Source organism: Acidobacteriota bacterium, from assembly GCA_012729555.1.
GTDB lineage: Bacteria > Acidobacteriota > UBA6911 > UBA6911 > UBA6911 > UBA6911.
In genome coordinates this window covers 1-25,780 of record JAAYCX010000036.1, presented here as the reverse complement: position 1 = coordinate 25,780, position 25,780 = coordinate 1, and the positions used below count along the sequence as shown (strand labels likewise).

General features: G+C 67.4%; 26 protein-coding genes and 2 tRNA genes. 14 read left to right on the top strand and 14 right to left on the bottom strand.

The genetic code is table 11. The features are described 5' to 3' along the window. The first annotated feature begins 125 nt into the window (after positions 1–125). A complete protein-coding gene (locus tag GXY47_07715) occupies positions 126–1,319 on the top strand; it encodes an AAA family ATPase (GenBank protein NLV31029.1) in 1,194 nt (397 codons plus the stop codon). Here the strand turns inward: GXY47_07715 and GXY47_07710 are convergent. From GXY47_07710 to GXY47_07700, 3 genes are all read right to left on the bottom strand, one after another. Further along, positions 1,309–1,980: an HAD family phosphatase gene (locus tag GXY47_07710; GenBank protein NLV31028.1), complete on the bottom strand. Its 672-nt coding sequence runs from the start codon at positions 1,978–1,980 to the stop codon at positions 1,309–1,311. The two genes, GXY47_07715 and GXY47_07710, sit on opposite strands and share 11 nt — an antisense overlap. Next, positions 1,977–4,973 (bottom strand): protein kinase, encoded by a 2,997-nt coding sequence (locus GXY47_07705; GenBank protein ID NLV31027.1) that lies wholly within the window; start codon positions 4,971–4,973, stop codon positions 1,977–1,979. The genes GXY47_07710 and GXY47_07705 overlap by 4 nt, the downstream gene beginning before the upstream one ends. Positions 4,974–5,174: 201 nt before the next feature. Next, positions 5,175–5,250: transfer RNA gene (locus GXY47_07700), tRNA-Val, on the bottom strand. A 68-nt stretch (positions 5,251–5,318) separates the two neighbouring features. Here GXY47_07700 and GXY47_07695 point away from each other — a divergent pair. After that, positions 5,319–5,879, top strand: coding sequence for a hypothetical protein (locus tag GXY47_07695; protein ID NLV31026.1), 561 nt, complete (start codon positions 5,319–5,321; stop codon positions 5,877–5,879). On the opposite strand, the gene GXY47_07690 is transcribed toward GXY47_07695, so the two are convergent. Next, positions 5,876–6,367: a pentapeptide repeat-containing protein gene (locus tag GXY47_07690; protein NLV31025.1), complete on the bottom strand. Its 492-nt coding sequence runs from the start codon at positions 6,365–6,367 to the stop codon at positions 5,876–5,878. The two genes, GXY47_07695 and GXY47_07690, sit on opposite strands and share 4 nt — an antisense overlap. A 157-nt stretch (positions 6,368–6,524) precedes the next feature. Continuing rightward, positions 6,525–6,600: transfer RNA gene (locus GXY47_07685), tRNA-Ala, on the bottom strand. 208 nt (positions 6,601–6,808) lie between these two features. On the opposite strand from GXY47_07685, the gene GXY47_07680 reads away from it, so the two are divergent. Further along, positions 6,809–7,417, top strand: a complete 609-nt coding sequence (locus GXY47_07680) for a hypothetical protein (GenBank protein ID NLV31024.1) — start codon at positions 6,809–6,811, stop codon at positions 7,415–7,417. Between the two features lie 104 nt (positions 7,418–7,521). Here GXY47_07680 and GXY47_07675 read toward each other — a convergent pair whose 3' ends face one another. Beyond that, positions 7,522–8,151, bottom strand: a complete 630-nt coding sequence (locus GXY47_07675) for a hypothetical protein (protein ID NLV31023.1) — start codon at positions 8,149–8,151, stop codon at positions 7,522–7,524. A gap of 255 nt (positions 8,152–8,406) precedes the next feature. On the opposite strand from GXY47_07675, the gene dnaK reads away from it, so the two are divergent. The 5 genes from dnaK to GXY47_07650 are packed head-to-tail and all read left to right on the top strand — an operon-like array spanning position 8,407 to position 12,954. Next, the gene (gene dnaK, locus GXY47_07670; GenBank protein NLV31022.1) at positions 8,407–10,329 is read left to right on the top strand and encodes a molecular chaperone DnaK; all 1,923 of its coding nucleotides are present in this window, start codon (positions 8,407–8,409) and stop codon (positions 10,327–10,329) included. A 53-nt stretch (positions 10,330–10,382) separates the two neighbouring features. Beyond that, on the top strand, positions 10,383–10,724 hold the full coding sequence (locus GXY47_07665; protein ID NLV31021.1) for an Hsp20/alpha crystallin family protein: 342 nt from the start codon (positions 10,383–10,385) through the stop codon (positions 10,722–10,724). A 1-nt stretch (position 10,725) separates the two neighbouring features. After that, positions 10,726–11,841: a molecular chaperone DnaJ gene (dnaJ, locus tag GXY47_07660; protein NLV31020.1), complete on the top strand. Its 1,116-nt coding sequence runs from the start codon at positions 10,726–10,728 to the stop codon at positions 11,839–11,841. Between the two features lie 40 nt (positions 11,842–11,881). After that, positions 11,882–12,229 (top strand): helix-turn-helix transcriptional regulator, encoded by a 348-nt coding sequence (locus GXY47_07655; protein ID NLV31019.1) that lies wholly within the window; start codon positions 11,882–11,884, stop codon positions 12,227–12,229. Next, complete coding sequence (locus tag GXY47_07650; GenBank protein NLV31018.1) at positions 12,226–12,954, top strand: hypothetical protein; 729 nt, start codon at positions 12,226–12,228, stop codon at positions 12,952–12,954. Before GXY47_07655 ends, GXY47_07650 begins: the two co-directional genes overlap by 4 nt. Here GXY47_07650 and GXY47_07645 read toward each other — a convergent pair. The 4 genes from GXY47_07645 to GXY47_07630 form a co-directional block, all read right to left on the bottom strand. Then, the gene (locus GXY47_07645) at positions 12,943–13,404 is read right to left on the bottom strand and encodes a hypothetical protein (protein NLV31017.1); all 462 of its coding nucleotides are present in this window, start codon (positions 13,402–13,404) and stop codon (positions 12,943–12,945) included. The two genes, GXY47_07650 and GXY47_07645, sit on opposite strands and share 12 nt — an antisense overlap. 151 nt (positions 13,405–13,555) lie before the next feature. Then, positions 13,556–14,011, bottom strand: a complete 456-nt coding sequence (locus tag GXY47_07640) for a hypothetical protein (protein ID NLV31016.1) — start codon at positions 14,009–14,011, stop codon at positions 13,556–13,558. Next, on the bottom strand, positions 14,008–15,141 hold the full coding sequence (locus tag GXY47_07635; GenBank protein NLV31015.1) for a hypothetical protein: 1,134 nt from the start codon (positions 15,139–15,141) through the stop codon (positions 14,008–14,010). The genes GXY47_07640 and GXY47_07635 overlap by 4 nt, the downstream gene beginning before the upstream one ends. Positions 15,142–15,144: 3 nt before the next feature. After that, a complete protein-coding gene (locus GXY47_07630; protein NLV31014.1) occupies positions 15,145–16,041 on the bottom strand; it encodes a helix-turn-helix domain-containing protein in 897 nt (298 codons plus the stop codon). 344 nt (positions 16,042–16,385) lie between these two features. Between GXY47_07630 and GXY47_07625 the strand changes: the two genes are divergently transcribed. The 5 genes from GXY47_07625 to GXY47_07605 all read left to right on the top strand — a co-directional run bounded on the left by GXY47_07625 (position 16,386) and on the right by GXY47_07605 (position 20,837). After that, positions 16,386–17,045, top strand: a complete 660-nt coding sequence (locus GXY47_07625; GenBank protein NLV31013.1) for a hypothetical protein — start codon at positions 16,386–16,388, stop codon at positions 17,043–17,045. A gap of 56 nt (positions 17,046–17,101) precedes the next feature. Next, positions 17,102–18,040: an outer membrane lipoprotein-sorting protein gene (locus GXY47_07620; GenBank protein NLV31012.1), complete on the top strand. Its 939-nt coding sequence runs from the start codon at positions 17,102–17,104 to the stop codon at positions 18,038–18,040. 1 nt (position 18,041) lies between these two features. Further along, complete coding sequence (locus GXY47_07615) at positions 18,042–19,136, top strand: FtsX-like permease family protein (GenBank protein ID NLV31011.1); 1,095 nt, start codon at positions 18,042–18,044, stop codon at positions 19,134–19,136. Positions 19,137–19,203: 67 nt separating this feature from the next. Next, positions 19,204–19,887, top strand: coding sequence for an ABC transporter ATP-binding protein (locus tag GXY47_07610; protein NLV31010.1), 684 nt, complete (start codon positions 19,204–19,206; stop codon positions 19,885–19,887). 245 nt (positions 19,888–20,132) lie between these two features. Next, positions 20,133–20,837 carry an outer membrane lipoprotein carrier protein LolA gene (locus GXY47_07605; GenBank protein NLV31009.1) on the top strand — a complete coding sequence of 235 codons (705 nt, stop codon included), beginning with the start codon at positions 20,133–20,135 and terminating at the stop codon, positions 20,835–20,837. Here GXY47_07605 and GXY47_07600 read toward each other — a convergent pair whose 3' ends face one another. Genes GXY47_07600 through GXY47_07585 form a run of 4 tightly spaced genes read right to left on the bottom strand, consistent with a single transcriptional unit; the run spans position 20,838 to position 24,389 of the window. After that, complete coding sequence (locus GXY47_07600) at positions 20,838–21,458, bottom strand: CDP-alcohol phosphatidyltransferase family protein (GenBank protein ID NLV31008.1); 621 nt, start codon at positions 21,456–21,458, stop codon at positions 20,838–20,840. A gap of 37 nt (positions 21,459–21,495) precedes the next feature. Then, on the bottom strand, positions 21,496–22,719 hold the full coding sequence (locus GXY47_07595) for an MCE family protein (GenBank protein NLV31007.1): 1,224 nt from the start codon (positions 22,717–22,719) through the stop codon (positions 21,496–21,498). 56 nt (positions 22,720–22,775) lie between these two features. Further along, positions 22,776–23,567 carry an ATP-binding cassette domain-containing protein gene (locus GXY47_07590; GenBank protein ID NLV31006.1) on the bottom strand — a complete coding sequence of 264 codons (792 nt, stop codon included), beginning with the start codon at positions 23,565–23,567 and terminating at the stop codon, positions 22,776–22,778. Between the two features lie 15 nt (positions 23,568–23,582). Next, positions 23,583–24,389 (bottom strand): ABC transporter permease, encoded by an 807-nt coding sequence (locus tag GXY47_07585; protein ID NLV31005.1) that lies wholly within the window; start codon positions 24,387–24,389, stop codon positions 23,583–23,585. Positions 24,390–24,535: 146 nt separating this feature from the next. On the opposite strand from GXY47_07585, the gene aroC reads away from it, so the two are divergent. Then, positions 24,536–25,705 (top strand): chorismate synthase, encoded by a 1,170-nt coding sequence (gene aroC, locus GXY47_07580; GenBank protein NLV31004.1) that lies wholly within the window; start codon positions 24,536–24,538, stop codon positions 25,703–25,705. Positions 25,706–25,780: the final 75 nt, after the last annotated feature.

Here is a 25,780-nt window from a genome sequence, read left to right as displayed (position 1 = left end):
TTCTTTCCTGCCTTCCATTGTAGCGCATAACGGGGGCGGGCGCCCGCCGGCGGAGAAGAATCGGGGGGCAAAAGAGTATTCCGTCCCCCCCTTCCGCCCGATAAGGGGGGCGAAGGAGGCGATGTGTGAACGGTATCATCCTGCTCGACGCCGCCCTGCGGCCCCTGGCGGGCGACCCGGAATCGGTCAGGATCCTGGCCTACCCGAACCCGGCGGATCGTCCCGAGGCGCTCGACGCCCTGATCGGGGACCGGATCCTCTCGATCCTCGACGCGGAGCAACTTGCCGCCGAGGGCTCCACGGTGGCGCAGCTGCAGTCGGGGAAGCGCCGCTACCTCTGCCGCGCCTTCCAGCTCGCCACCCGCTGGGCGCAGGGCGTGCCCGACGCTTCCGTCGCCCTGCTCCTCGAGCGGGGGCTCGCGGCGGCGCCCGGCGGGCGCGACCGGCGCGCGCGGGGGCTCGCGGACCCCTTCGGCTTCGCCCCCGACCCCGCTCTCTACTGCCTCACGCGCGCGCACCGGGACGTGCTGGCCGCGCTCCGCACGGTCCTGCGCGAGGGGCGCGGCGCCGCCGCGCTCCTGGGACAGGCGGGAATGGGGAAGACGACGCTGCTGGCCTTCCTGGCGGGGAGCCTCCGGCGGCAGTGCGATTTCGTCCACCTCTCCGGCCCCTCGAGGGGGAGCGGGCAGCTGGCGCGGGCCGTCATGGGGGCCCTCGGGATCGAAGGGGGGGATTGCGCCGCCGCCGACGCCCCGGGGCGCCTCGAGCGGGAGCTCGTCCGGCGGGCCCTCGCGGGCCGGCGCGCGGCCGTCATCGTCGACAACGCCCAGGAACTGGACGGGGACGCGCTCGGACGCCTCGTAGCGCTGGCGGAGCCGGCGCTCGGGCGGCAGCGGCTGCTGACCGTGATCCTGGCCGGGAGGCCGGGGCTGGCCGACCGCCTCGCGGGGCGGGGGGAAGAGGCGCCCGGCCGGCGGATCGGCGTCTACTGCCGGCTGACGCCCATGGACGCGGCCGAGACGCGCGGGTACGTGCTCCACCGGCTCCGGCTTTCCGGCTGCGCCCCGGGGGCCTTCACCCCCGCGGCCCTCGACCTGGTGGCCCTGTATTCGCGCGGCATCCCGCTCAGCGTCAACATGCTCTGCCGCCACTCCCTGTCGCTGGCCGCCTCGATCGGCCTCCCGGCCGTGGACGAACGGATCGTGGAGGACTCGGCCTACGACCTGGTCCTGCGCTCGCAGGCGCTCTCCCCCTGGGACGAGGGGGGGGGCGGGGGCCGCTCCCGCGCGAAACCCCACCTTTACGTGGTCAAGAGCTAGATTCCGGTCCGCGCGCCCCGGGCGCCAGGAGGGGGTGGTCCAGGACACGGCCGATCTCGGGGACGACCAGGTCGGCGGCGGCCAGCCACTTTGCCCCGAGGGTGCTCCGCACGGCGACGCACGTCATCCCGGCGGCGCGGGCGGCCTCGATCCCCAGCGGCGCGTTCTCCACCACGAGGCACTCGCGGGGCTCGACATCGAGCGCGCGGGCCGCGGCGAGCCAGGGGTCGGGGGCGGGTTTCGTGCGCCCGGCCCCGTCGCCGGTGACGACGGCCCCGAAGCACTCCCGCAGCGCGTCGTCCAGGAGGAGGCGGACGTTGCGCGAGTCGCTGCCGGTGACCAGGGCGAGGCGGTATCCGCGCTCCCGCAGCTCCCGCACCACCCGGAGGGCGCCCGGGAAGGGGCGGACCTCCAGGATGGCCTGGAAGTAGCGGCGCTTTTCCTCGAGGAACGCCTCCCGCTCCCCGGGCGGGATCTCCACCCCCGATTCCCGCATCAGGAGGGGGAGGATGTCGCCCGAGCTGCGCCCTTCGTTGCGGAGAACGGTCTCGTCCCGGATCGTCCCCCCGCGCAGCTCGAACGCCCGGCGCCACGCCCGGCAGTGGTAGCCGAGGGTGTCGAACAGCACCCCGTCGAGGTCGAACAGGACCGCCCGGATCATCGCCGCGCTCCGGCGTCCGGCCGCGACAACCCCATCAGGGCCGAGGCGCGGAGCGCGGCCACGGTGAGGGGGTCGTCTTCCTCCGCCCCCCGCCACTGCTGCCAGAACAGGCTCATCTCCCGCTGCGCCGCCTCCGCTGCCCCCTTGCGCTGCAGCAATTCGGCCAGGTGCAGCCTGGCCTCGGCGTAACGGGGGTTGTAGGAGAGGCTGTCGAGGTAGGCCTGCTCGGCCTCCTCCTCCTGCCCCATCCGCTCGTGGATCTTCCCGATCAGGTCGAAGAAGAAGGCGCAGTCGTACGGGGTGCTCCAGTACCCGAGCTTGTCCCGGATCCAGACCAGGTCGTTGACGGCGGCCGCGGCCTCGGCGCGGCGCCCCTCCTCGGCCAGGATGCGGGCGTTCAGGTAGAGCCAGTACTTGTAGGCCGGCTTGTAGTTCATCGCGGTGATGGAGCTGGAATCGAGGATATCGCGCAGCTGCCCCAGGGCGCGGCGCGCGGCCGCGAGGTCGCCGCGGCCGATCTCGATCATGCCGAGGATCCAGACCAGCTCGTCGTGGGGGGCGTCGTACTGGACCGAGCCGAGCAGCCCCAGTCCGCGGCGGCACATTTCGCGCGCCTCCGCCGCCCGCCCCGCGCGGTAGTGGACGTAGGCCAGCGCCGCGTACGACTGCGCCATCTGCACCTTGTCGTCGGTGGCTCCGGCGATCGACCGGAGCCGCTCCAGGGCGGCGTCGCCGCGCCCGGTCAGCATCTCGATGAAGGCGAGGTTGCGGATGGCGTAGAAGATGTCGGGGTCCATCTCGATGGCGCGCGATTTCATCTCCCGGGCGCGCTCGTATTCCCCCGCCTGCATGTGGGCGTCCCCGAGGCTGTCGTAGGCGTTGGCGCTCCGGTCCAGCTCGAGGTAACGGCGGCAGGCCTCGAGCGCCCTGGCGTGCTCCCCCTTCCAGGAGTAGCAGTAGGCCAGGTGGTTGTAGACGCGGGCGTAATCGGCGTCGAGGCTGAGCGCGTCCTGGTAGCGGCTGATCGCCTCGTCGACGTCGGCGGTGTGGAAGTACGACTCGGCCAGTTCGTAGAGGTACTCCCGCTTGTGCGGGCGCAGCCCGATGAGGCGCTGCAGGTAGACGCGCTCGTCGAACGGCTGGCCGAAGACACGGGCCAGGAAGGCCTCCACCCGCAGCTGGTCCTCCTCGGTCAGGGCCCCCGACTGGCGCCGGGCGGCCAGGATTTCCGACTGCGCCGCGTCCCACTGGTTCTGGAAAATCCGGACCTCGCCCAGTTTGAGGTGGGCCAGGGCCAGGTTGGGGTCGATCTCGAGCGCGGAGCGGAGCTCCCGTTCGGCCGAGTACATGTCGAAGCTCTCCCAGGCCCGCGCGCCGCGGTGGTAGTGGCGCAGCGCGTCCCAGCGCGGCGAGAGCAGCTCGACCGCGGTGCGGTAGGCGCGGGGGCGGGCGCGGTAGCGGCGCTCCGCCGCGGCGGGGGCGTAGGCCTCGAGCGTGTACCGCGCCAGTTCGTCGATCCCCTGGTTGAGCAGGTCGTCGACCCCCCGGAAACGCCGGACCTGGACGCTCGCGCGGCCGCGGATGCGGCAGTCGAGGCGGATCTCGAGCTGGCCCAGCGAGTCGCTCACGTGCCCGCCGACCCGCACCGCGGGCTCCAGCCGCCGCTCGCGCCACGGCAGGCGCTCGAGCAGGGACGCGGCTCCGGCGCTTTGACGGCGCGCCCGCTCCATCCGGAGGAGGTGGCCGAATTCCTTGCCGTCGAGCACGCTGATCTCGGGGAACTGGGAGAGGGTGCGCCCGAGGACGAAGCTCACCACATCGGCGTCGACCGATTCGGAGCCGCCCGTGAAGTCCGCGAACTCGATGCAGGGGAGGTAAACCGGACGGGGGAGGAGGTAGAGGGCCGAAAGGGCCAGGGCCAGCAGGGCGAGGAGGGCGAGCGCGGCGGTCTTCGGGCGGCGGAGGCGCGAGAGGAGGGCCGGGAGGGGGCGCCCCGTCGTTTCGGGACGGGGCGCGCTCCCCGCGGGACGGGCTTGTGCCCGGAAGAGGGCCCAGGGACGGCGGTGCGGCCCGGAGGCGGCGGGGGCGGGTTCGGCCGGGGGCGGGGGCGGGGCGCCGGGGACCGCCCGGGCGAGTTCGCGGTCGCGCCGGATCCGCCTGAAATCGGCGCGCAGGTCGGCCGCGGTCTGGTAGCGCAGCTCCCGGTCCTTTTCGAGCAGGCGGCAGATGGCGTCTGCAAGCCTCGGGGAAATCTCCGGGTTGAGCCGGTTCGGGGGGGCGGGGACGCGGGTCAGGATCTGCTGGAAGAGGACGGGGTGCGACTTCCCGGTGAAGGCCGGGAGGCCGGTGGCCATCTCGTAGAGGACCGAGCCGAGCGAGAAGAGGTCCGAGCGCCCGTCGAGTTCCTCCGAGAGCGCCTGTTCGGGCGACATGTAGGGGAGGGTGCCGATGGCCACCTGCGGGGAGCTCAGGTACTCGGGCGAGATCTCGTCCCCCTGCGCGGCGGGGTCGGGGGCCTCGCCGGCCGCGGCCAGCTTGGCCAGGCCGAAATCGAGGATCTTGACGCCGCCGCGGCGGGTGACGAAGATGTTCGCGGGCTTGAGATCCCGGTGGATGATGCCCTTCGAGTGCGCCGCCTCCAGGGCGTCGGCGATTTCGAGCCCGAGGGCGAGGATGCGGTCCTCCTCGAGCGGCCTGTGCGGGAGGAGCTGCCGCACGGTTTCCCCCTCGAGCAGTTCCATGGCGATGAAGGGGCGCCCCTCGTGCTCCCCGATTTCGTAGATGGTGCAGATATTGGGGTGGTTGAGCGAGGAGGCCGCGCGCGCCTCGCGCTTGAAGCGCTGCAGGTAGGCCGGCTGGACGGCCAGCCGCTCGGGCAGCAGCTTGAGGGCGACCTCGCGGCCGAGGCGGGTGTCGCGGGCCCGGTAGACGAGGCCCATCCCCCCCTCCCCCAGCTTCTCCAGGATCTCGTAGTGTCCAACGATTTCGGCCATCCGCTCTCCCCGGGATTCGCAAGCGCCGCGGTGCGACTACCATAACCCAAAAGGCGCGCCGAAGCCAGCGGCCGGTGGATGGGCGTGCCGAAGCCGGCGGCCGGTGAATGGGGCGGCGGGGCGCCGGCCGGGCCTCCCCGGCGGCCTAAAGGAAAAAGCTTTTGGAAATCGGGAAGGGCCGTTACAATGGCGGGAAAAGGGTGGTGGGCGCCACAGGACTCGAACCTGTGACCCCTGCGGTGTGATCGCAGTGCTCTACCAGCTGAGCTAGGCGCCCCCGGCGAAGATAGTATTTAACATTCCGGTTCCCATTTGTAAATAGACTTTCCACGGGAGGTTCATTTAATGTCGGCCAACAGCAAATATCCCCTTCGGACCTGGATCCTCTCTCTCGCGTGCCTTCTGGTGGCCGCCCTGGCGGCGGTTCCTTCCATCCCCGCCCAGGAAGCCGGCGTCGATGACATCAAGTACGCGGAGGACTACGAGCGCCTCCAGGCGATCGCGGCGGTGAAAAACCCGACGCAGCGGGCACAGCAGATCGCGGCCATCTACAAGGAGCGGCCCGATATGGACTCGCGGCTCACGGCCTACGCCGACGGGCTTTTCACGGAGAACCTGGATGCGCTCCTCAAGCAGGGGAACTCCATCGCGGTGCGCGGCCTCTCGGAGCGGGCCCTCGGCGCGCGGCCGAAGTTCGGCGAGGCCTACCTCTATCTCGGGGTGGCGCTCAAGAACGAGGGGAAGATCGAGGAAGCGATGATGGCGTTCGCCAAGTGCCACCTGATCCAGAACCGTTTCCAGAAGAGGGCGAAGACCCAGCTCGACATCGCCTACCGGGCCCGGAACAAGGGGAGCCTCATCGGGCAGGAAAAGATTCTCGCGGCCGCGCAGAAAGAACTGAACTAGTCCGCGGCCGCCCCGTCCGCCTTGGACGCCCCGTCCGCCTCGGACGCTTCCGCCCGGATCGACCCGCGCAGCCTGGCCCAGCGCAGGTCGGCCGTTTCCAGCACGGCGCCCGAGAGGTTGGCCCACCGCAGGTCCGCGCTCCGCAGGTCGGCCCCGGAGAGGTCGGCGCGGCGCAGGTCGGCCCGGCGCAGGAGGGCGGCGCTCGCATCGGCCAGGCGGAGATCGGCCTTGCGCAGGACGGCGCCGCACAGGTCCGCCTTGCGCAGGACCGCCCGGCGCAGGTCGGCTTTCAGAAGGGAGGCGCGGCGCAGGTCGGCGCGCCCGAGGAGTGCGCCCCTCAGGTCGGCGCGGCGCAGGTCCGCGCCCCTGAGGTCCGCTCCCCTGAGGTCGGGGCTCCCGGCGAGTGCCGCGCGCCAGGAGTTCCAGATCCCGATGTCCGCGCTCCTGAGCGCGTCGATCAGCACCGTGAGGTGTTCCTTGTCCGCCATGCTCCTCCTGTCCCCGGCCCGCGCGCAAGCCCGGGCGGGTGCCGAGGACATTTACTACGTCCTAAAACGATGGATGTTTCGCGCACCCGCATGGGCAGAGGAGAATACCAAGACCTTAGTCGGGGAAATCGCAGAGGCGAGGATCCGGGGTAGCCGATGGTGGATGGTGGGGGGATCGAACCCCCGACCTCCGCATTGCGAACGCGGCGCTCTCCCAGCTGAGCTAACCACCCACGGTCGGCATTTCGGAGTCGCATTATCCATGATCGGGCCGTCGCTGTCAATCGGTGTTCGGGCCCGGGGGGCGGGGATGGGGCGCGGGGCAAAATGCCGGCAAGAAATTTCCCCACGGACCGGGGGGCGTGATATACTCCCGTTTTTCATGGCGCAGGAGAGTGCAGGGCGGCTGGACCTTTACCCACATTTCTGAGGATCAAAAGCTTGTCTGGAAAGAAAAACATCCCACCCCAAACGGCGGAACTGATCGACAAGGCGCTCGAAACCATCATCGACCAGTGGTACCTGAGCGTCAGCGACTACTACATCACAACGGAAAAGAAGACCGAAAACCCCGACATCTTCGGCCCCGCCGAGCTCAAGCGTTTTCACGACGAAAACGGGCACAGGATCAAGTTCGATAAGGGCGATCTCGATTTCACCTACGGCCTGTCGGTGACGGCCGACGAGGCGGAGTGCGGCATCGAGGTGAGCGTCAACAACAAGGTCCCGAATTTCGACTACGCCGAGCTGGCGCGGCGGATCGCCGACTACTACCGGGCCAACAGCGAGAAGGCCGTCGAGGGTTTCAAGAAAATCAGGAAGACGCGCAACTGCGACGTGTTCACCCTCGGGGAGGACATCGCCGGGAGCATCAAGGTGGAGACGCGCGAGGGGAAGGCCGACATCGTGCGGCTCTCCTTCGGCATCCGGGACAGTCTGCTCGAGGAGCTGATCGCGGACCCCGCCAACTTCATGGAACTGATCCACCACTACTGCGTGGCCCCGCTTCGGCGCATCTACGCCGAGGTGTACCGGATCAAGCGGAGATAAACCCGCGCCCTCGACGGGCGCGGCAAGGCGGCCGGCGGCTGCCCGACCCCGGAGCATGGGTCTCTCCGGCGGCGGGCGGCTTTTTTTTTGCCCCGGCCCGGTGGCTATTCGGCCGCGGCCCGGCCGAGGTGGATGGTGAAGGGCCCGACCGGCCTGCGCGTCCCCTCCTCCTCCAGTTTCGGGATGTAGAGGGTGGCCCCCTCGAAGAGGCTCTTCTTGCGGTCCGGGTTATAGAAGAAGAGGAAGCCGTCGGTGACCGACGCCGGCGCCATCGAGGCGTTGATCAGCTCCTTGGAGGTGAAATCGGACAGGGGCGACCCCGCGCGGGTGGAGGTCGCGTCGTCCCCGGAACCGATCCCCGGCATCCTCGCGGTCAGGCCGGAGCGGGTCACGTCGTCCACCACGATGGTCCCGGGGGTCGAGTAGATCTGCTCCCCCGCGGAGGTGATGAGGATGATGTTCCGGGTGCGGATGTTGAGGAAGCCGGTCGTCCCGTTCTGGATGATGATGTGGACGGGGTTGTACCCGCGCGAGTTCAGGTCCTTGATGTCGAAAGCGGTATACGATTTCTCGTCGTCCGGGTAGGGGTCGGCGGCGATGGTCGCCCCGCCTACGGTCGCCCGGGCCGGGTAGCTTTCGATCGGACGGACCGGCACGGTCTTGATCTCGTAGGCGGCGGCCGCGATGCCGCCGGCCAGAATCAGCAACGAAAACCAGAAGCCCCGTCTTTTCATAGCCCGTTTATCATAACACACCCCCCCAATCCTGGACATCCACCCTTTTGGGTCATCGGGTCAAAGAGTGGATGTCCAGGATTAGCCGGAGCAGGTCAAAAGGGTGGATGTCCAGGATTTTTTTGGGGGCTGGGGAGATTGACAATAACACACTCAGGTTCTATATAAGGGTGACGCTAAGGATGGGCGTCCGCATCGAGATTGCATTCATGCTAAGCGTTTGGAAGTGGATCCGAATCCTGAAGGAGGAGAGAGATGGGTAAGATTATCGGAATTGACCTGGGCACCACCAACTCTGTAGTAGCCGTCATGGAGGGGGGGGAGCCCAAGGTGATCACCAACCCCGAGGGGGGCCGGCTGACCCCGTCCGTGGTGGCCATGGGGAAGAACAGCGAGCGTTTCGTCGGGCAGGTGGCCAGGCGGCAGGCGGTGACCAATCCCGAAAACACGATTTTTTCGATCAAGCGGTTCATGGGGAGGAAGCTGGCCGAGGTCGACGAAGAGGCCAAACTGGTGCCCTACAAGGTCAGCGGGGGCCCCAACGGGGACGTGCAGGTGAAGATGGGCGACAAGACCTACAATCCTCCCGAAGTTTCGGCCATGATCCTGCAGAAGATGCGCCAGGCGGCCGAGGAATACCTGGGGGAGAAGGTGGAAAAGGCCGTCATCACCGTCCCCGCCTACTTCAATGACAGCCAGCGCCAGGCGACGAAGGACGCGGGCCGGATCGCGGGGATGGAGGTGGTCCGCATCGTCAACGAGCCCACGGCCGCGGCCCTGGCCTACGGTCTGGACAAGAAGAAGGACGAGACGATCGCCGTCTACGATTTCGGGGGCGGGACGTTCGACATCTCCATCCTGGAGGTCGGCGAGGGGGTCGTGGAGGTCAAGTCGACCAACGGCGACACCCATCTCGGGGGCGACAACATCGACCAGCGCCTGATGGACTGGATCATCGAGGAGTTCAAGAAGGACCAGGGGATCGACCTCTCCAAGGACAAGATGGCGCTGCAGCGGCTGCGCGAGGCGGCGGAAAAGGCCAAGATGGAGCTCTCCTCGGTGATGGAAACCGAGATCAGCCTCCCCTTCGTCACCGCCGACGCCTCCGGGCCGAAGCACCTGAACATGAAGCTGACGCGGGCCAAATTCGAGCAGATGGTGGAAGACATCCTGCAGCGCACCATCGCCCCGCTCAAGCAGGCGCTTTCCGACGCCGGCCTCAAACCGGGGGACATCGACGAGGTGGTCCTCGTGGGGGGCTCGACCCGGATCCCGCGGGTGCAGAAGCTGGTGAAGGACATGTTCGGCAAGGACCCGCACAAGGGGGTGAACCCGGACGAGGTCGTGGCGGTGGGGGCGGCGATCCAGGCGGGGGTGCTCGCCGGGGACGTCAAGGACCTCCTGCTTCTCGACGTGACGCCGCTCTCTCTCGGCATCGAGACCCTCGGGGGGGTGTTCACCAAGCTGATCGAAAAGAACACCACCATCCCCACCCGCAAGTCGGAGATCTTCAGCACGGCGGCCGACAGCCAGACGTCGGTCGAAATCCACGTCCTGCAGGGGGAACGGGCCATGGCACGCGACAACCGCACCCTGGGCAAGTTCCACCTGGTGGGGATCCCCTCGGCCCCGCGCGGCGTCCCGCAGATCGAGGTCACCTTCGACATCGACGCCAACGGGATCGTGAACGTTTCCGCCAAGGACATGGCCACGAGCAAGGAGCAGAAGATCACCATCACCGCCTCGAGCGGCCTCAGCAAGGAAGAGATCGAGCGCATGCAGCAGGACGCGCAGTCCCACGCCGAGGAGGACCAGAAGAACCGGGACAAGATCGAGGCCAAGAACCGGCTCGACAGCCTGATCTACAACACCGAGAAGCTGCTGGCGGAAAACCGCGACAAGATCTCCGAGGCGGACGCCTCGACCCTGGACGCGGCGCTCGGCAAGGCCAGGACGGCGCTCGAGGGCGCGGCCGAGGCGGCCGAGATGAACGCGGCGGCCGAGGAGCTGACCCAGGCGTCGCACCGGCTGGCGGAGGCGATGTACCAGAAGACGGCCGGACAGCAGCCGCCCGACGCGGGGGGCTCCGCTGGCGGGGATGCGGCCGGCCCGGGCAAGAAGGAAGATGATGTCATCGACGCGGAATATGTCGATATGGACAAGAACGAGAAGTCCTAGTCTCGACGACGCGGGCGGCCGGCGTTCTTCCGGCCGCCCGCCGGGGATCGATCATGAAGGAAGAGGTCGTCACCTGGGTGCCCCCCACCGATTTCTACGAGACCGCCGGCGAGTACGTCCTGTGCGCCGAAATCCCGGGCGTGGAGCTCGAGGACATCCGGCTCGAGTTTTCCGGGCGGACTCTCACCATCCGGGGGGAGCGGCGCTTCGACACCTGCTGCGAGGACGAGAACTACCAGAGGCTGGAAGGGCAGCGCGGCAGGTTCCTGCGCCGCTTCGAGCTTCCCGAGGCGGCGGAGACGGAGAAGGCGCGGATGAGGCTTGCCGACGGGCTGGTGCACCTGGTGCTGCCGAAATCGGGCGCCCGGGGACCGCGCGGGGGAAAAAGGCGCTAGTATGGCTGGCAAAGAGGATTTCTACACCATTCTGGGAGTGCCGCGCGGGGCCAAGGAAGCCGAGATCAAGAAGGCCTACCGGCGCCTGGCCCGGAAGAACCATCCCGACGTGAACCCGGGGGACAAGTCCGCCGAGGAGCGCTTCAAGAAGATCCAGGAAGCCTACGACGTGCTCAGCGACGCCAAAAAGCGGGCGGTCTACGACCAGTACGGCTTCTATTCCGACAATATCAGGGAGCAGGCGGGTGCACGCGGGAGGGGGGCCGGGGGGGGCGCCTCCCAGGGCTTCGATTTTTCCGGGGCCGGCTTCGGCGGGGGAGGTTTTCGCGACATCTTCAGCGAGCTTTTCGGGCGCGGGCGCCAGGAGGCGCCGACGCGGGGGGACGACCTCGAACAGCAGCTCAACATCTCGTTCATGGAGAGCATCCGCGGGTTTTCGGCCCGGCTCTCCATCGCCCGGCGCGAGGCGTGCACGGCGTGCGGCGGCACCGGCGCCGACCGCTCCCAGGGGCAGCAGGTCTGCCCCCGCTGCCAGGGATCGGGACAGGAGGCGCGGTCGCAGGGATTCATGAAGGTCTCCGGCCCCTGCCGGATGTGCGGGGGGAACGGCCGGGTCGGGGGGCGTTGCGGCGCCTGCGGCGGCTCGGGGAGCCGGCAGGTGCAGGAAACGGTCACGGTCCGGATCCCGCCCGGGGTGGCCAACGGGTACCGGATGCGGGTGGCGGGGAAGGGGAACGCGGGGAGGAACGGATCCCCCCCGGGGGACCTCTATCTCATCATATCGGTCCGGCCGCACGAGTTTTTCCGCCGGGAAGGGAACGACATCGTCTGTACCGTGCCGGTCACGGTGACGGAGGCGGCCCTGGGAGCCAAGATCGAGGTCCCCTCGGTCGGCGGGAAAGCGCTGCTGAAGATCCCCCCCGGCACCCAGAGCGGGCAGAAATTCCGGCTTCGGGGCAAAGGCGCCCCCTCGCTCAGGGGGGACGTGCCCGGCAACCAGATCGTCGAGGTGCGGGTGGTGGTCCCGCACGCGGCCGACGAGCGCTCCCGGGAGATCCTGAGGGAGCTCGCACGGCTGAACCCGGAGGACCCGCGCGCCGGCCTTCAGGGTTTATGACAGGAGGGAAGCGGTGGTAGGGCGTAAAAAGACAGGCTACATGATCAGCTCGGTGGCGGAGACGTACGGGATCCACCCCCAGACCCTGCGCCTGTACGAGCGGCTGGGGCTGCTCAAGCCCTCCCGGAGCGACGGGAACACCCGCCTGTACACCAGGGAGGACCTCCAGCAGCTGGAGGTCATCCTGACCCTGACGAGGGAGCTGGGGGTGAACCTCGCGGGGGTCGAGGTCATCCTGCACATGCGGGAAAAGATGGAGCAGCTGCAGCTGGAGATGGAGCAGCTGGTCACGTTCGTGCGCGAGCAGGTTTCCCCCTCCATGGCCGCCTCCATGCGGAGCGCGCTCGTGCGCGTGCCCGCAACCAAGATCGTGAGGAGCCGGAGATGAAGATACCCGTTTTTTGCGGGCTGGCGGTTCTGCTCCTGGCGGCGGCCGCCGCCGGTGAGGGAGACTACGCCCAGTCCTACGTGATCCTGATCAAGGGGGAGCCGGTCGGGAGCGAAAGCGTCAGGGAAACCGTCGGCGACGACGGGACCCTGACCTCGGTTTCCGAGCACGAGATCATCATCGCGGACGGCAACCGGTCCAGCCGCATGGCGTATACCGCGCGGATGGTCTTTTCGGCGGAGCGCGAGCTCATTTCCTACCACTACCGCTACACGAGCGGGTCGGCGGGCGATTCCTTCGAAGTGACGGTCGACGCCGGACGGCTCACGAGGGTGCTCACGCGCTCCGGGCAGACGAGCGAGATCACCGTCCCCTTCACCTCGGACATGGTGATCTTCGACTTCAACGTCTACCACCAGGCCGACTACCTCGCCGCGCGCTACGACGAGGACAAGGGGGGGGCGCAGACCTTCGCGAATTTCATCCCCGTCGTGGGCGCCGATCTCCCCCTCGTCCTCACCCCGGCCGGCACCGCGAAGCTGGAGACCGCGGCGGGGGAGGTGCCGGTCCGCAGTTTCCGCCTCGAGCTGGTCGGGATCTGGACGGGGAACCTCGCCGTGGACGGGCGCAACCGCCTGGTCCGGCTCAGCATCCCCGCCCGGGATCTCGAAGTCGTGCGCGCGGACCTGGCCCCGGGCGTCACGGGGCGCTCCTCACTTCGCTGAATTGCAGATGGCGCAGTCCAGGATCTGCTTCTTCAGAAACTGCTCCGTCTCTTCCTTGTTTACGGGGCCGGCGGAAAGATAACTGTAGAGGATGAACGTGGCCATGAATTCCTGCCGTGAATTCCGGCGGAAGGCCGACACCCGCGCCAGCGGGCGCTGCGTTTTGGCCGAGCCCACCTCTTTCATGCCGGCGCTCACGCGGAGGGTCAGGGCGCACGCGTCCGTTTCATCCGTGGTCGATTCCTTGAGCACCTCCTCGAAAAGGGGCAGGAAATCCTGGTACTGCTTCTGGATCTCCGGCGGCAGCTCCGCCGGCGGGACCATGATCAGCAGCCGCACGTTCTCGTGAACATTGACTTCCCGCTGCACCTTGTCCTGCGCCCGGCCACCCGCGCCCAAACAGAACGCCACCGCCACCGCCGCCAATATCCGAACATAGGGAAATCGCATAGCTTCTTCCTCGCAGGTCAGATAAACGGGCGTCCGGACGGATGCCGATACCCGGAAAGCGCCGGGCGCCACAGAATGTCCTGATTCGATCTTTGACACCAGTTTAGCACAACGGCGCGGGCGCGGACAGCCGAATCGCGCGCCCCGGGCCTCAGGCGGAGAGGGCGCGGATGCGTGTGCGGAGAATGGCGTAGACGCGGCGCAGGACGTAGGCCCCGAGCTTGGGGTCCCCGGGGAAAAGGGCGCGGACGCGGCGCTCGAGGTTCAGGACCGCGGCCTCCAGTTCGGGGATCACGCGCGCGGTCACGGTCGGGTCGTAGGGGAGGCGGATCGACCGGAACCCCAGTTCCGAAAAGAGCCGGAGATAGCGGGCGGTGACCAGGTCGGGGCACTGGATCCGCTTGTAGGAGGACTGGACCTCGTATCCGAGGAGGGTGTGGAGGATGCGGGCCGAATGCTTGCGCCCCAGCAGCCGGAGGGTGCGCGTACGGCCGGCGAGCACCTCGCCGGTGTAGAGCTGCACGATCCGGGCGGCGTCGGGGGAGTCGTCGAGGATCTCCAGGTGGGGGATCTTCGCGCGGGCGGGAGGCGGGGGCGGAGTCGTCATGAGCCGTTCCTCTCCCGGGTCCGCTGCTTGACCAGGCGCGCGGCGTTGTGGCGGACGGCGTCGGGGAGGCTCCTGTCGTGCGCCATCATCCCCAGGTCCTGGTTGCGCAGGCGGAACATCAGCCGCTGGGAGACGGCCACCGGCGTCTTGGGGTTGCGCACCAGGTTATGGACGGTGGTGTAGCTCTTGGTCCACTCCCGGCTCCCCCCGATTTCGCGCAGGATCTCTTCGCCCACCGTGCGCATGGCGGCGATGCTCTCCACCTCGCTGTCCCCCATCTTGGGGCTGCGGAGCACGGCGCGGGCGACCTCCTTGTTGGTGTCGGCGATGAGCATGGCCCGGACTTCGCGGGTGCCGAACAGGGCGTAACGGATCTTTTCCCGGACCGGCATGGAGGAAAGCCGGGTGCCGATGGCGCGGCGTCGGTCCTCCTCGTCCGGCGGGAGCCCCTCGAGGGAGAGATCCTGCGGGGGGATTTCGGGCTCCGGCTCCGCGGGCGGTTTTGGGGCGGCTACGTCCCGAGCGCGGGCGTCCCGAACGCCGGCGTCCCCCGCGCGGGCGGCCGCGCCGGAAGCCGCGGGAGCCGCGGGAGCCGCGGAAGCCGCGGGAGCCGCGGGAGCCGGGGAGGAAGGGGCGACGGCGTAGCCGGCGCGCCGGGTGCCCATGAAATCGGTCTCGATCTCCCGCAGCACCCGGAGGGTTTCGGTGCCGGCCCGGGGATTCCGGCGCACGCCGTCCAGGATCGCGGGACATTCCAGAACGCGGCGGCGGTTGTCGAGCGTCCGGCCGACGAGGGGCTCGCCGAGCGCGCCGGAGAGGACGGCTACGGCGGGCCCCGGGGTGGCCGGGTTTTCGATCAGGGCCTCGAGCACCGCGGCGGGTCTCGAGGGGTCGGCCAGGTGCCCGAGAACGGCGGGCGCGCACTCCTTCCCGCGCAGCAGGGGGGCGAGATCCCGGGCGGGCCAGGCGTCGATCGTCGCCGAGGCGAGGCGCGCGACCTCCGGATCCTCGTCAGCGGTCAGGGCGACCAGGAGGGCGAGCGTGTCGGCGGGCGGCAGCGGGAGGAGACCGCGCGCCGCCAGGAGACGACGGCTCCTGGGGAGGGGGTGCCGAAGAAGGTCGGGGGCCATTCCTTAACCCGCGCCCGGATCGAGGAGTCCGGCCAGGGTGGCCCGGTCGATGAGCAGCCGGACCACCTCTCCGGACCGGCCCAGCGGTTTCGCCCGTTTGCCGTTGATCCTGAGGCGGACGCCGCCGGCGTTGCCGACCACGATCCGGATCTGCTCCGTCGCGCTGGCCGACTGGATCTCTCCCGGCTCGAGGATTTTCTGGATCGCCGGGCCGCCGTCGCTGGAGATGGAGATCCAGCTCGATTCGGTTCCTTCGACTTCGAGCCGGAGGATGCCGTCCGCCTCCGCGGCTGCGGCCGCTTCGCCGGACTGGTCCGCCGTACCGGTCGAAGGTGCGGAACCCGTCGCGGGCGCGGAATCGGTTGAAGGTGCCGCGCCCGTCGCGGGTGCGGAATCGGGCGAAGGCGCCGCGCCCGTCCCGGCGTCCCCCGAAGGAGCGGAGCCCGCCGAAGCGGACGCGGCCGCGGAGGCGGGCGGGGCATAGGTCACCGCCGGGGCCGCCGGCCTGGAAAAATAGGGGGAGAAGATTTCGTAAATCGATTCCCTGGCCAGGAAGATCCCGGCCGCGGAGAGGGCCAGCATCAGGCTCCAGACCAGCGCGGGCGGGATGCGCCACGAGGTGCCGGGATCGATCGGGGTTCGGCTCCGCATCGGTTTTTCGGTGCGGGGGGAGACCTCCGACTCGTAACGCTCGAGCATCTCCGACTGGTCCAGGCCGAGGCGTTCGCAGTAGGCGCGCAGAAAGGCGCGGTTGTACATGCCGCCCGGCAGGTCATCGAAACGCCCCTCCTCGATGCTCTCGAGGTGGCGCGTGCTGATCCGTGTGTCGGCCGCAACCTGGGAAAGGGAGAGTTTGCGCTGCTCCCTCTGCGATTTCAGTACCGCCGCGATAGATTCCATAGCAGGATCTTTATCCGGATTCACCCACGGCTCCACCGAAAGCCGGTTCTCCTTCCAGTCTCCTTGCCTTTGCTTTGGAGGCATTCTAACTGCAGTGTCATTCCATGTCAACGAGTTACGGCTTTTTTGAACAGGAGCCCCAGAGACCGGGCGGCTGCCGCCCCCTCCAGGGCCCCCGGGTGGGGGGGAGAGGAGAACTGGCTCTTGCCGCGAAATCGGCCGCTGTGTTACTTTCAACCCTCGGGAACGGGTGCGCTTCGGGCCACGGTTTCCGCCTCAACCGTAAGAATGAACCGGGATCGGGGCCGCGCGCAAGCGTCGGCCGGGCAGGGCCGCTGGCATCCATGTATTCTATCTATGGTCATCTAAGCTGGATCGCGCTTTCGACCGGGCACTGGCTCGAAAGGATGGGGAGTTCGGCCGGGGCCCTGGTCATGAGCCTGGGAGGACTGGGTGTCCTGCTCCTGGCGATAGCGGACTCCTCCTTTCTGAGCGTTCCCGAGGGGAACGACATCCTCATCATCCTGCTGTCGGCCGGGGGGCCGTGGGGGCGCATGGCCTACTTCGTGGCCATGACGATCGTGGGATCCGTGATCGGGTGCCTCATCCTCTACACCGTGGGGCGCAAGGGGGGGCAGCCGATCCTGCGGCGCCGCTTCTCCGAGCAGAAGATCGAGAGCGCCCGCCGGATGTACCTGAAATGGGGCATCTTCACCGTCCTCATCCCCAGCATCATCCCCCCCCCCATGCCTTTCAAGATTTTCGTTTTGAGCGCCGGGGTCTTCCGCATGAGCCTGGCCCCCTTTCTGGGCGCCGTTCTCCTCGGCCGGACCGTGAGATACGCGACCTGGGGAATCCTGGCGGTGCTCTACGGCGAGCCGATCAAGGTTTTCGTCGAGAACAACCTGGGCCTCATCGGGCGGGCGCTTTTCGGCCTTTTTCTCCTCGCAGCGGCCGCCGTCGCGGCGTATTATCTCACGGTGAAGCGCCGGAGGCTTCGTTGACAAGGCCTGCGTACTTTGTTAGATTCTCCCATCCCGAACGACGGGCCGGGGCTTAAATGAAAGAAATGTTGCAGTTGCCAGCACCTGGGGGAACCAGAGGACGCGCTCGGGCGCTTGCCGGAGTCCTCCTGGCGCTGGCGCTCGGGACGGGGTGCAGCATCAAGCGAACGGTCAACGTGGAGGTCCCCGCCCGGATCCTCGCCGCGCGGGAGGCGGGTTTCGACCAGCTCCTCGGGATCGTCAACGGCTACAGCGGGATCCCGGACCTGGCCAACGCGCGGATGAAAGTGACGCTCACTTACGGCAGATGGGAGAGCGGGGAGCAGGAAGAGTACAGGCGGGCGCCCGGTTACCTGCTGGTGCGCAACCCGGACACCCTGCGCCTGGTGGTTCAGAACCCCATCACCAAGACCGCCATCTTCGACGTGCTGAGCGTGGGGGACGATTTTTCCGCCTGGGTGCCGGGCAAGCTCCGGTTCTACCGGGGGAGCAATTCGGCCGAAGACCTCCTGCTGGAGGAGCTGCCGGGCGGCATCCCGCTGCGGGCCCCCCACATCTACGAGGCGCTGATCCCGGCCGGGATCGATCCCGGTGCGCAAGGGGTGCGGGTTTCGCTCGAAGAAGCGGCTGACAACGAGGCCAAATATTATATACTTTCCTTATACCGTGATGGGGAGGGGGCCAGGATTCACTGCCTGCGCAGGATCTGGATCGAGCGCTCCCGGCTGGCCATCGCCCGGCAGCAGATCTTTCGCGAGGACGGGCGCCTGATCAGCGACATCGAATACCTCGGGATGGAGCCGGCCGGGGGGCTCATGCTCCCGGCGGAGATCCGCCTCGAGCGCCCCGAGGACGGGTACGCGGTGAAACTGGAGTTCGAGGGCGACAGCTGGCGCGTCGCCAGGGGGCTCGGGGACGAAGCCTTCCAGCTCTCCCCGCCGCCGGGCGCCGAAATCGTGACACTTGGGAATACCGAAAAGGAGCAGCGCTTTTAAAATGGAAAACCTGGTCACCGCCAACATCCGTTCGCGCCCGACGCGCACTTTCATCAGCATCCTTGCCGTCGCCCTGGGGGTCATCCTCATGCTGGTGGTCGGCGGCATCGTCTCCGGCACCCTGGACGATTATCTCGGGCGTACGATGGCGCTCGGATCGGACTTCATCCTGCAGCCGGGCGGCTCCTCCATCTTCTACGCCTTCAGCGACGCCAGTCTGAACCAGAAGCTGACGGGCGTGATCGAGGGCCTTCCGGGGGTGGCCGCGGTCACCCCGGTGCTCAGCAAGTTCCACGCCAAGGGATTCGGCCTGGTCTTCGGGATCGACATGGAAAGCTACAACAAGTTCCCGGGCCGGCTGGAGATCCTGGAAGGCACCCCGTCCCTCGAGGGGGACGAGGTGATCGTGGACCAGGCCTACGCCGACGCCCAGAAACTCAAACCGGGAATGACGATCAACGTGCTGAACCACGACTTCACCGTCACGGCCATCTGCCGGCCGGGGGCGGTGGTCCGGGTTTTCATCCCCCTCGAAACGATGAAGATGCTCAACGGCACCCCCGACAAGGTGACGATCATGTTCATCAAGGCGGAGCCGAAGGCGGACCTGGACACCGTGTACCAGACCCTCGCGGATAAGTTTCCGGGCAACTCCATCCTGCGCGCATCGGACCCCAACCTGCTGCTGGCCGAAACGCGGCTGCCGGGCCTCAACGAGTTCCGCATGCTGGTGGTGCTCGTGTCGATGCTCCTCAGCTTCATGGTCATCCTGCTGGCCATGTACACCACCATCTTCGAACGGACGCGCGAGATCGGGATCCTGAAATCGCTGGGGGCGTCGAGGCGTTTTATAGTTGGCATGATCATTCAGGAATCTGCTATGATATGCGGCTTGGGCGCGCTTTTGGGGATAGCGGTCAGCGAGGTCATCCGTTTCGTGATCATCGCGCGGTTCCCGACGCTCCAGGTGTCCATGACGGCCGAGGACCTGCTCCGAGGACTTGTCCTGGGCCTTCTGGCAGGGACCTTTGGCGCGCTGTACCCGGCTTACAAGGCCGCGAAGATGGATCCGGTCAAAGCGTTGAGCTACGAGTAGGGGAAACATGGGTGAAATGAAGGACGAATCCTCGGTGGCGAACGCCATAGAGACGATCAACCTGGAAATGACCTACCGGTCGGGCCGGGTGGACGTCCCGGCGGTGCAGGGTTTGAACCTCACGGTCCGGCAGGGGGAGTTCATCGCCATCATGGGCCCTTCCGGGTGCGGGAAATCGACGCTGCTGCACCTGCTGGGCGGCCTGCTGCAACCCACGGGCGGGTCGATCCTCATCGACGGGATCGACATCTCCAGGCTGTCCGATTCGGAGCGCACGACCGTGCGCCGGAAGAAGATCAGCTACGTTTTCCAGCGCTTCAATCTCTTCCCGACGCTGACGGCGAAAGGGAACATCGAACTGGCCAAGAAGATCCACGGCAACGGGGCGCAGAACTCCAACGGGATCGCCCCGATCTTCGAAATGCTGGGCCTCGGCGGAAAGTTCAATTTCCGCCCCTCGGAACTGTCGGGCGGGGAGCAGCAGCGGGTGGCGATCGCGCGTGCCGTGATCAACCGGCCTTCCATCATCCTGGCCGACGAGCCCACCGGCAGCCTCGATTCGCGTAATTCGCATACCGTGCTGCGGATGCTGCGCGACCTCAACGAAAAGCTGGGGCAGACGATCGTGATGATCACGCACGATTCCGAGGCCGCCTCGACGGCCAGCCGCGTGATCGAGATGAAGGACGGGCGGATCCTCACCCCGACCTCCAGGTATTCCTACGAACCGGAATTCGAAAGACTCTACTGATCGGCCATGGGACGAGTGCGCGCGGCATCGAGGAAAATTTTTGTCTGGTCCTACGGCCGGGGCACCCTCCAGTACGACATCATCTGCATTCTGATCCTCGCCTTCATCTTCCTGGTTCCGCGCGGCTGTTTCGTCAAAAGCGGCGCGGACCGCCGCCTTTTGCCGCACAACGCGGGGACCCCGGCCGAAAATTATCGACCCCCTGAGCGTCCGTAAGCGTCTATAGTCCATAGGGAGGGAATTCGATGCGACTGGCATTGGCGTTGGTGTATCCATCCATTCTCCTGGCCGCGTGCCTGGCGGGGGGCGCCCCCGCGGCGGAGGCCGACGAGTCCGCCGAACTCGAAAAGGCCCTGGCCCGGGTGGACCAGATCAGCCGGACGTTCCGCTCCTTTTCGGCGCGGCTGTCCCAGAAGAAATACACGGCGGTGCTCGAGGAGTTCGACACCCCGGAAAAAGGGCGCTTCCACTACGCCGTCGCCCGGGACGGATCGGTCATGATGCGGCACGAGATCGAGGCCCCGGGGAAACGGATCCTGACGATCAAGGGGGACAGCGCGGTGCTCTACCAGCCCGTCGTGCGCCAGGCGCAGGTGTACGCGCTCGGGAAGCGGAAGAACCTGGTGGAGTACCTCGGGACGGGGCTCGGCCAGTCGTCGGAGAACCTGCGGCGCAAATTCCACATCGCCTGGAAGGGGAGCGCGTCGATCGACGGCCGGAAGTGCTTCGTGCTCGAATTCAAACCCCGCGACCCGAAGGCGGCCGCGAGCGTCCGATCGATCACGGTATCGTTCGACCAGACGAACGTGACCCCGGTCCGGTACCGGATCGAGGAGCCGAGCGGCGATTACCTCCTCGAGACCTTCAGCGAGGGAAAGCTCAACACCCGGCTCCCGGAGGAGCTCTTCGAGCAGAAACTCCCCAGGGGGGTCGAAGTCCTCAAATTCTGATTACGGGGCGACCGGCGCCGCCGGGCGCTCTAGGGAGGGGGAGGACTTGGGGAGCTGCTTCCAGGTGTAATAGATCCGGTCGAACACGGTCCAGTTGCCCAGCACCGCCAGGACCCAGAGCACGGCTTCCATCCGCCCCGAAAGCCCGCCGATGATCAGGAGCACTATCCGCTCCGGACGCTCCAGGAACCCGACCTTGCATTTGGGGATCAGCGATTCCGCGCGCGCCCGGGTGTAGCTCGTGAGCACCGCCCCCATGACCACCACCCCGACCAGCACCACGTACCCCAGGCTCTGCTGGCGTGCGTAGTACACCACGAGCCCCTGGAGGATGATGACGTCCGAGTAGCGGTCGATGACCGAGTCGTAGAAGGCGCCGAACCGGGTGGCGCTCTGGCTGACGCGCGCCACCTCGCCGTCGAGCATGTCGAACAGGCCGGCGAGGATGATGACGAGCCCGCCCCGGAAGAGGTTGCCGTAGCCGAATTCGAAGGCGGCCCAGAAGCTGATCAGCACGCCGGTGAAGGTGAGGATGTTGGGGTTGACGTGAAAAAACGAGAGGACCCGCACGATCCCGTCGAGAACACATTTGCCCGCTCTTCCGATGACGTCGCTCAACATGGCGTAAGGCTAGACAGATTCATCATTTGTGTCAAGTTCAAAAGATCCGGAAGCGGATGGTCAGAAACTTCTTGGGGTCCTTCCGGATATCGTACAGCAGCTTGGTGATCTCGGCGGAGGACTGGTCGAGGTTGTGGTACAGGCTCGGGTCCTTCAGGAGCTTGCCCATGGTCCCCTTTCCCTCCTCGATCTCCTCCATGAGGAGGGCGAACTTCGCGAGCGCCTCGGTGCTCGAGCGGTAGAAGGCGTCGTCCCTGGACAGCTTGCCGAGGGTTCCCTCCCCCCTCTCCATCCGGTCCATGACCTTCTCGGCCTTGGCCAGCATCTGGTTGGCGTTTTCGAACAGGGAAGGGTCGGACATCAGCCGGCCGATCGTGCCCTGGCCGTTCTGGATGTTCTCGGCCAGGGCGTTGAACTTCTCGAGCGACTCGGTGAGCCGGTTGTACAGCCCGGGATCGGCCACGAGCCGCCCCACCGTCCCCTCCCCCTTCTGCATCTCGTCGAGCAGGGAGGTGGCGTGGGTGAAGGTCCGGTTCGCCTCCCGGATCGTCCGCTGGGTATCCTCGAGGATATCGCCCATCCCCGACCCGACCTTGGCGGGGTTGACGCGCTTGACGATCTCCTTGAACTGCTCGGAGAGGACTCCGAAATTGGCCACCACGTCGTTGGCCCCGGTCATGATCTCGCGGAAACCGGCGCTCTGGACGCTCTCGATGACGTAGTAGTCCCCCTGCCTGACGGGGGGGGATCCGAAGGTGCCGGGGGAAATGTCGATGAAGGAGTCCCCGATCAGCCCCCTCGATTCGATGCTGATCTCCGAATCCCTGCTGATCCGTCCGAGGTACTCCGGGTCGATGTCGAGCTTGACCTCCACGAAGCGGATGCTCATCTTGAGATCCCGGATCCGGTCCCGCAGCTCCTCGAGGTCCTCCTCGCGGTCCGGGGCGGAGGCCTCGAGCGCTTCGATCTCCTTCTTGACCTGGTCGATCCGGGCGAAGACTTCGGCGTTGCCGTCGTAGCTTTCCGGGGGGACGATGGACACGGCCCGCACCCGCCCGATCTCCATCCCCGCGAACCAGACGGGGGCGCCCGGCTTCAACCCGCCCACGTCGGTCAGGTAGGCCAGCACCTTGGCCGAGGACGAAAACCACCGGATCCCCCAGCTCTGCTGCAGGATCAGGGCCAGGAGCAGGATGAGACCGACGAGGACGAAAATCCCCACTTTCAGTTCGGCCAGTCTTACTCGTTTCTGTTGCGGCATGGGACCTCTCTTTTCCGGTCTGTTGATGGCGGGGGGGCTGCCTGCCCCGGCCCCGCCTAGTCCACAAACCTCCGGACGTAGGGGATCCTGGAAGCCATGAGCTGCTGGTAGTTCCCCTCGAAGCAGACCGCCCCGTCCTCCAGCAGGATGAAACTGATGTCGAGGAGGCAGCGCGCGTCACCCTGCCGGTTGAACCGGACCCGGCCCCCCTCGTCGAGCGCGGCACATTCGGCCGCGATGGTGGTGGCGGCCGGCAGGTCGTGGGTCACGAAGACGCTCGTCACCCCCTCCAGGTCGCGCAGCTGGATCATCAGTTCGACGATGGTCCTCTTGGTAATCGGGTCCAGCCCCGCCGTCGGCTCGTCGTAGAGGACGATGCGGGGGGACCCGGCCAGGGCGCGGGCGATCCCCACCCGCCGCTTCATCCCCCCCGAGAGTTCGGCCGGCATCTTGTCGATCGCCTCCTCGAGCCCCACGACACCGAGCAGCCGGAGCACCTCGCGCTCGATGGCGTCCTCTTCGAGGGCCCCCTCCTCGAAAAAGCGGTAGCCTACGTTTTCCCTGACGCTGAGCGAATCGAACAGGGCCCCCTCCTGGAAGACCATGCCGATGCGGCGGCGGACGGAGACCATCTCCTCCTCCTCGAGCCGGGTGATGTCGCGCCCCTCGACCAGGATCTGTCCCGAATCGGGCCGGATGAGCCCGAGGATCAGCTTCAGGATGGTCGATTTGCCGCTGCCGCTGGCGCCCACGATGATCTTGGTCTCGCCCGGGCCGATCCTGAAGCTGACCTGCCGGAGCACCGCTTCATCATTGAACGATTTGTCGACTGCGCGAAATTCAATCATCGGTCCGTCTGTCCGTCATCGGTTCATAAGGGGTGCGAGGTGAATGAGCAGGTTGTTCAGGAAAAAATCGGCCGCGATCACCAGGATCGATGCGCTCACCACGGCCCGGGTCGTGCTGCGCCCCACCCCCTCGGTTCCGCCGGTGGTGCCGAGCCCGATGTAGCACCCGGTCATGGCGATGATGAAGCCGAACACCACCGGTTTGACCAGGGTCCCCACCATGTCCGAAAACTGCAGGGCGTTCATGGCGTCGGACCAGTACTGGTTGGAGCTGATCAGGAGCTTGTAGGCGGCGATGAGCCAGCCGCCCACCATCCCCGCGGCGTCGCATATGATCGTGAGCACCGGGAGCATGAGGACCATGGCCAGCATGCGCGGGGTCACCAGGCGGCGGACCGGGTCGGTCCCGAGCGCCCGCATGGCGTTGATCTGCTCCGAGACCACCATGGAGCCGAGCTCGGACGCGATCCCGGCCCCGATCCGTCCCGCCAGCATCAGGGCGGAAAGGACGGGGCCCAGCTCACGGATCACCGTCAGGGCCACCAGCTGCCCCGTCATGCCGACCGCACCGTAGCGGCGCAGGGCCCCCTCGGACTGGATCGCCATCACGGCACCGGTGAAAAACCCGGTCAGCACCACGATCGTCAGCGACCCGACCCCGACCCGGTCCATCTGCAGCACGATCTCGCGCCAGTAGACGGGGCGGGAGAAAAGGTTGGCCACCGCCCGGACCGACAGGAGGGTGTAGGACTGGATCGTCAGGATCGGGCCGACAACGGCCCGCGAAAGGGCCAGAAATACGCGTACCACCGGGTTTTCCATAGCAAATATCAACCTGGCGGAAGTGTATGGGCGGGCGGCGCGCGAAGTCAAGGTGGATTTGGCTTCGCGCTGCGGGGTCCGGAAATCTTTCCCTCGCCGGGACGCCTGCGGTACAATCGCACCGTCACGGCACGAAAGGACAATCCATGCTTCGTTTTATGACGGCGGGCGAATCTCACGGCAAGGGGCTGATCGGCATCCTGGAGGGGCTCCCCGCCGGCCTCGGGGTGGACGGGGGCTTCATCGACCGCGAGCTCGGGCGCCGGCAGGCGGGTTACGGCCGGGGGGGGCGGATGAAGATCGAGCGGGACCGGGTCGAGATCCTCTCGGGGGTCCGGCACGGAGAAACGCTCGGAAGCCCCCTCTCCTTCCTGATCGCCAACCGTGACTGGGAGAACTGGACCGCGGCGATGGGATCGGCCCCCCTCCCGGAGGGGGCCGGACGGCGGGAGGTTACGCGGCCGAGGCCGGGGCATGCGGACCTGGCCGGTGTGCTCAAATACCGGAGGGGGGACGTGCGGGACGTGCTCGAACGCGCCAGCGCCCGGGAGACGGCCGCGCGGGTGGCCGGGGGCGCTTTCGCGCGCCTCCTGCTCGACCGCTACGGCATCCGCATCGGCAGCCACGTGATCGCCGTCGGGCCGGAGCGGGTCGCGCCGGAGTTCGAGCGGCCGCCCCTCGAGCGGATCCTCGGCCTCGACCCGCAGTCCCCCTTGCGTGCGGCGGACGGCGAGGCCGAAGGGAGGATGAAGGCGGCCATCGACCGGGCGCGCGAGGGGGGGGACACCCTGGGGGGGGCGGTCGAGGTCGTCGCCGGGGGCGTCCCCCCCGGGCTGGGCACCCACATCCAGTGGGACCTGCGGCTCGACGGGTGGATCGCGCAGGCGATGCTGTCGATCCCGTCGGTCAAGGCGCTTGAAATCGGCTGCGGTCTCGAGTCGGCCCGGACCCCCGGGTCGGGGGTCCATGACGCGATCTACTGCGGCGAGGACAGGGGGTTTTTCCGCAAGACCAACCGCGCCGGGGGGATCGAGGGGGGGATGAGCAACGGCGACGAGATCCGGGTCCGGGTCTTTTTCAAGCCGATCCCCACCCTGGGGCGGCCGCTCGCGAGCGTGGATATCCGGTCGCGGGAGGCGAGCGAGGGGGCGATGGAGCGGAGCGACGTCTGCGCGGTCCCGGCCGGGGGCGTGGTGGCCGAAGCCATGCTGTGCCTCGTCCTGGCGCGCGCCTTTCTCGAAAAGTTCGGGGGGGACGCGGTCGCGGAAATCGACGCCCGCTACGCCGAGTACCGCCGCCACCTCGACACTTTTTGACCGGACTCCCGCGCCGACGGCCGGAATAGGGTTTGCATGCCGGACGATCCCGATTTAAAATGAAATGTTTATGAT

What these genes read in the sequence shown, in the direction of transcription:
- GXY47_07650 (NLV31018.1), top strand. Translation starts at nt 12,226, where the DNA reads ATGAAGATACCCGTTTTTTGCGGGCTGGCGGTTCTGCTCCTGGCGGCG.
- GXY47_07645 (NLV31017.1), bottom strand. Translation starts at nt 13,404, where the DNA reads ATGCGATTTCCCTATGTTCGGATATTGGCGGCGGTGGCGGTGGCGTTC.
- GXY47_07595 (NLV31007.1), bottom strand. Translation starts at nt 22,719, where the DNA reads ATGCCGCAACAGAAACGAGTAAGACTGGCCGAACTGAAAGTGGGGATT.
- GXY47_07690 (NLV31025.1), bottom strand. Translation starts at nt 6,367, where the DNA reads ATGGCGGACAAGGAACACCTCACGGTGCTGATCGACGCGCTCAGGAGC.
- GXY47_07590 (NLV31006.1), bottom strand. Translation starts at nt 23,567, where the DNA reads ATGATTGAATTTCGCGCAGTCGACAAATCGTTCAATGATGAAGCGGTG.
- GXY47_07630 (NLV31014.1), bottom strand. Translation starts at nt 16,041, where the DNA reads ATGGAATCTATCGCGGCGGTACTGAAATCGCAGAGGGAGCAGCGCAAA.
- GXY47_07585 (NLV31005.1), bottom strand. Translation starts at nt 24,389, where the DNA reads ATGGAAAACCCGGTGGTACGCGTATTTCTGGCCCTTTCGCGGGCCGTT.
- GXY47_07635 (NLV31015.1), bottom strand. Translation starts at nt 15,141, where the DNA reads ATGGCCCCCGACCTTCTTCGGCACCCCCTCCCCAGGAGCCGTCGTCTC.
- GXY47_07640 (NLV31016.1), bottom strand. Translation starts at nt 14,011, where the DNA reads ATGACGACTCCGCCCCCGCCTCCCGCCCGCGCGAAGATCCCCCACCTG.
- aroC (NLV31004.1), top strand. Translation starts at nt 24,536, where the DNA reads ATGCTTCGTTTTATGACGGCGGGCGAATCTCACGGCAAGGGGCTGATC.
- GXY47_07710 (NLV31028.1), bottom strand. Translation starts at nt 1,980, where the DNA reads ATGATCCGGGCGGTCCTGTTCGACCTCGACGGGGTGCTGTTCGACACC.
- GXY47_07600 (NLV31008.1), bottom strand. Translation starts at nt 21,458, where the DNA reads ATGTTGAGCGACGTCATCGGAAGAGCGGGCAAATGTGTTCTCGACGGG.
- dnaK (NLV31022.1), top strand. Translation starts at nt 8,407, where the DNA reads ATGGGTAAGATTATCGGAATTGACCTGGGCACCACCAACTCTGTAGTA.
- GXY47_07675 (NLV31023.1), bottom strand. Translation starts at nt 8,151, where the DNA reads ATGAAAAGACGGGGCTTCTGGTTTTCGTTGCTGATTCTGGCCGGCGGC.
- GXY47_07605 (NLV31009.1), top strand. Translation starts at nt 20,133, where the DNA reads ATGCGACTGGCATTGGCGTTGGTGTATCCATCCATTCTCCTGGCCGCG.
- GXY47_07625 (NLV31013.1), top strand. Translation starts at nt 16,386, where the DNA reads ATGTATTCTATCTATGGTCATCTAAGCTGGATCGCGCTTTCGACCGGG.
- GXY47_07655 (NLV31019.1), top strand. Translation starts at nt 11,882, where the DNA reads ATGATCAGCTCGGTGGCGGAGACGTACGGGATCCACCCCCAGACCCTG.
- dnaJ (NLV31020.1), top strand. Translation starts at nt 10,726, where the DNA reads ATGGCTGGCAAAGAGGATTTCTACACCATTCTGGGAGTGCCGCGCGGG.
- GXY47_07615 (NLV31011.1), top strand. Translation starts at nt 18,042, where the DNA reads ATGGAAAACCTGGTCACCGCCAACATCCGTTCGCGCCCGACGCGCACT.
- GXY47_07620 (NLV31012.1), top strand. Translation starts at nt 17,102, where the DNA reads ATGAAAGAAATGTTGCAGTTGCCAGCACCTGGGGGAACCAGAGGACGC.
- GXY47_07705 (NLV31027.1), bottom strand. Translation starts at nt 4,973, where the DNA reads ATGGCCGAAATCGTTGGACACTACGAGATCCTGGAGAAGCTGGGGGAG.
- GXY47_07695 (NLV31026.1), top strand. Translation starts at nt 5,319, where the DNA reads ATGTCGGCCAACAGCAAATATCCCCTTCGGACCTGGATCCTCTCTCTC.
- GXY47_07610 (NLV31010.1), top strand. Translation starts at nt 19,204, where the DNA reads ATGACCTACCGGTCGGGCCGGGTGGACGTCCCGGCGGTGCAGGGTTTG.
- GXY47_07665 (NLV31021.1), top strand. Translation starts at nt 10,383, where the DNA reads ATGAAGGAAGAGGTCGTCACCTGGGTGCCCCCCACCGATTTCTACGAG.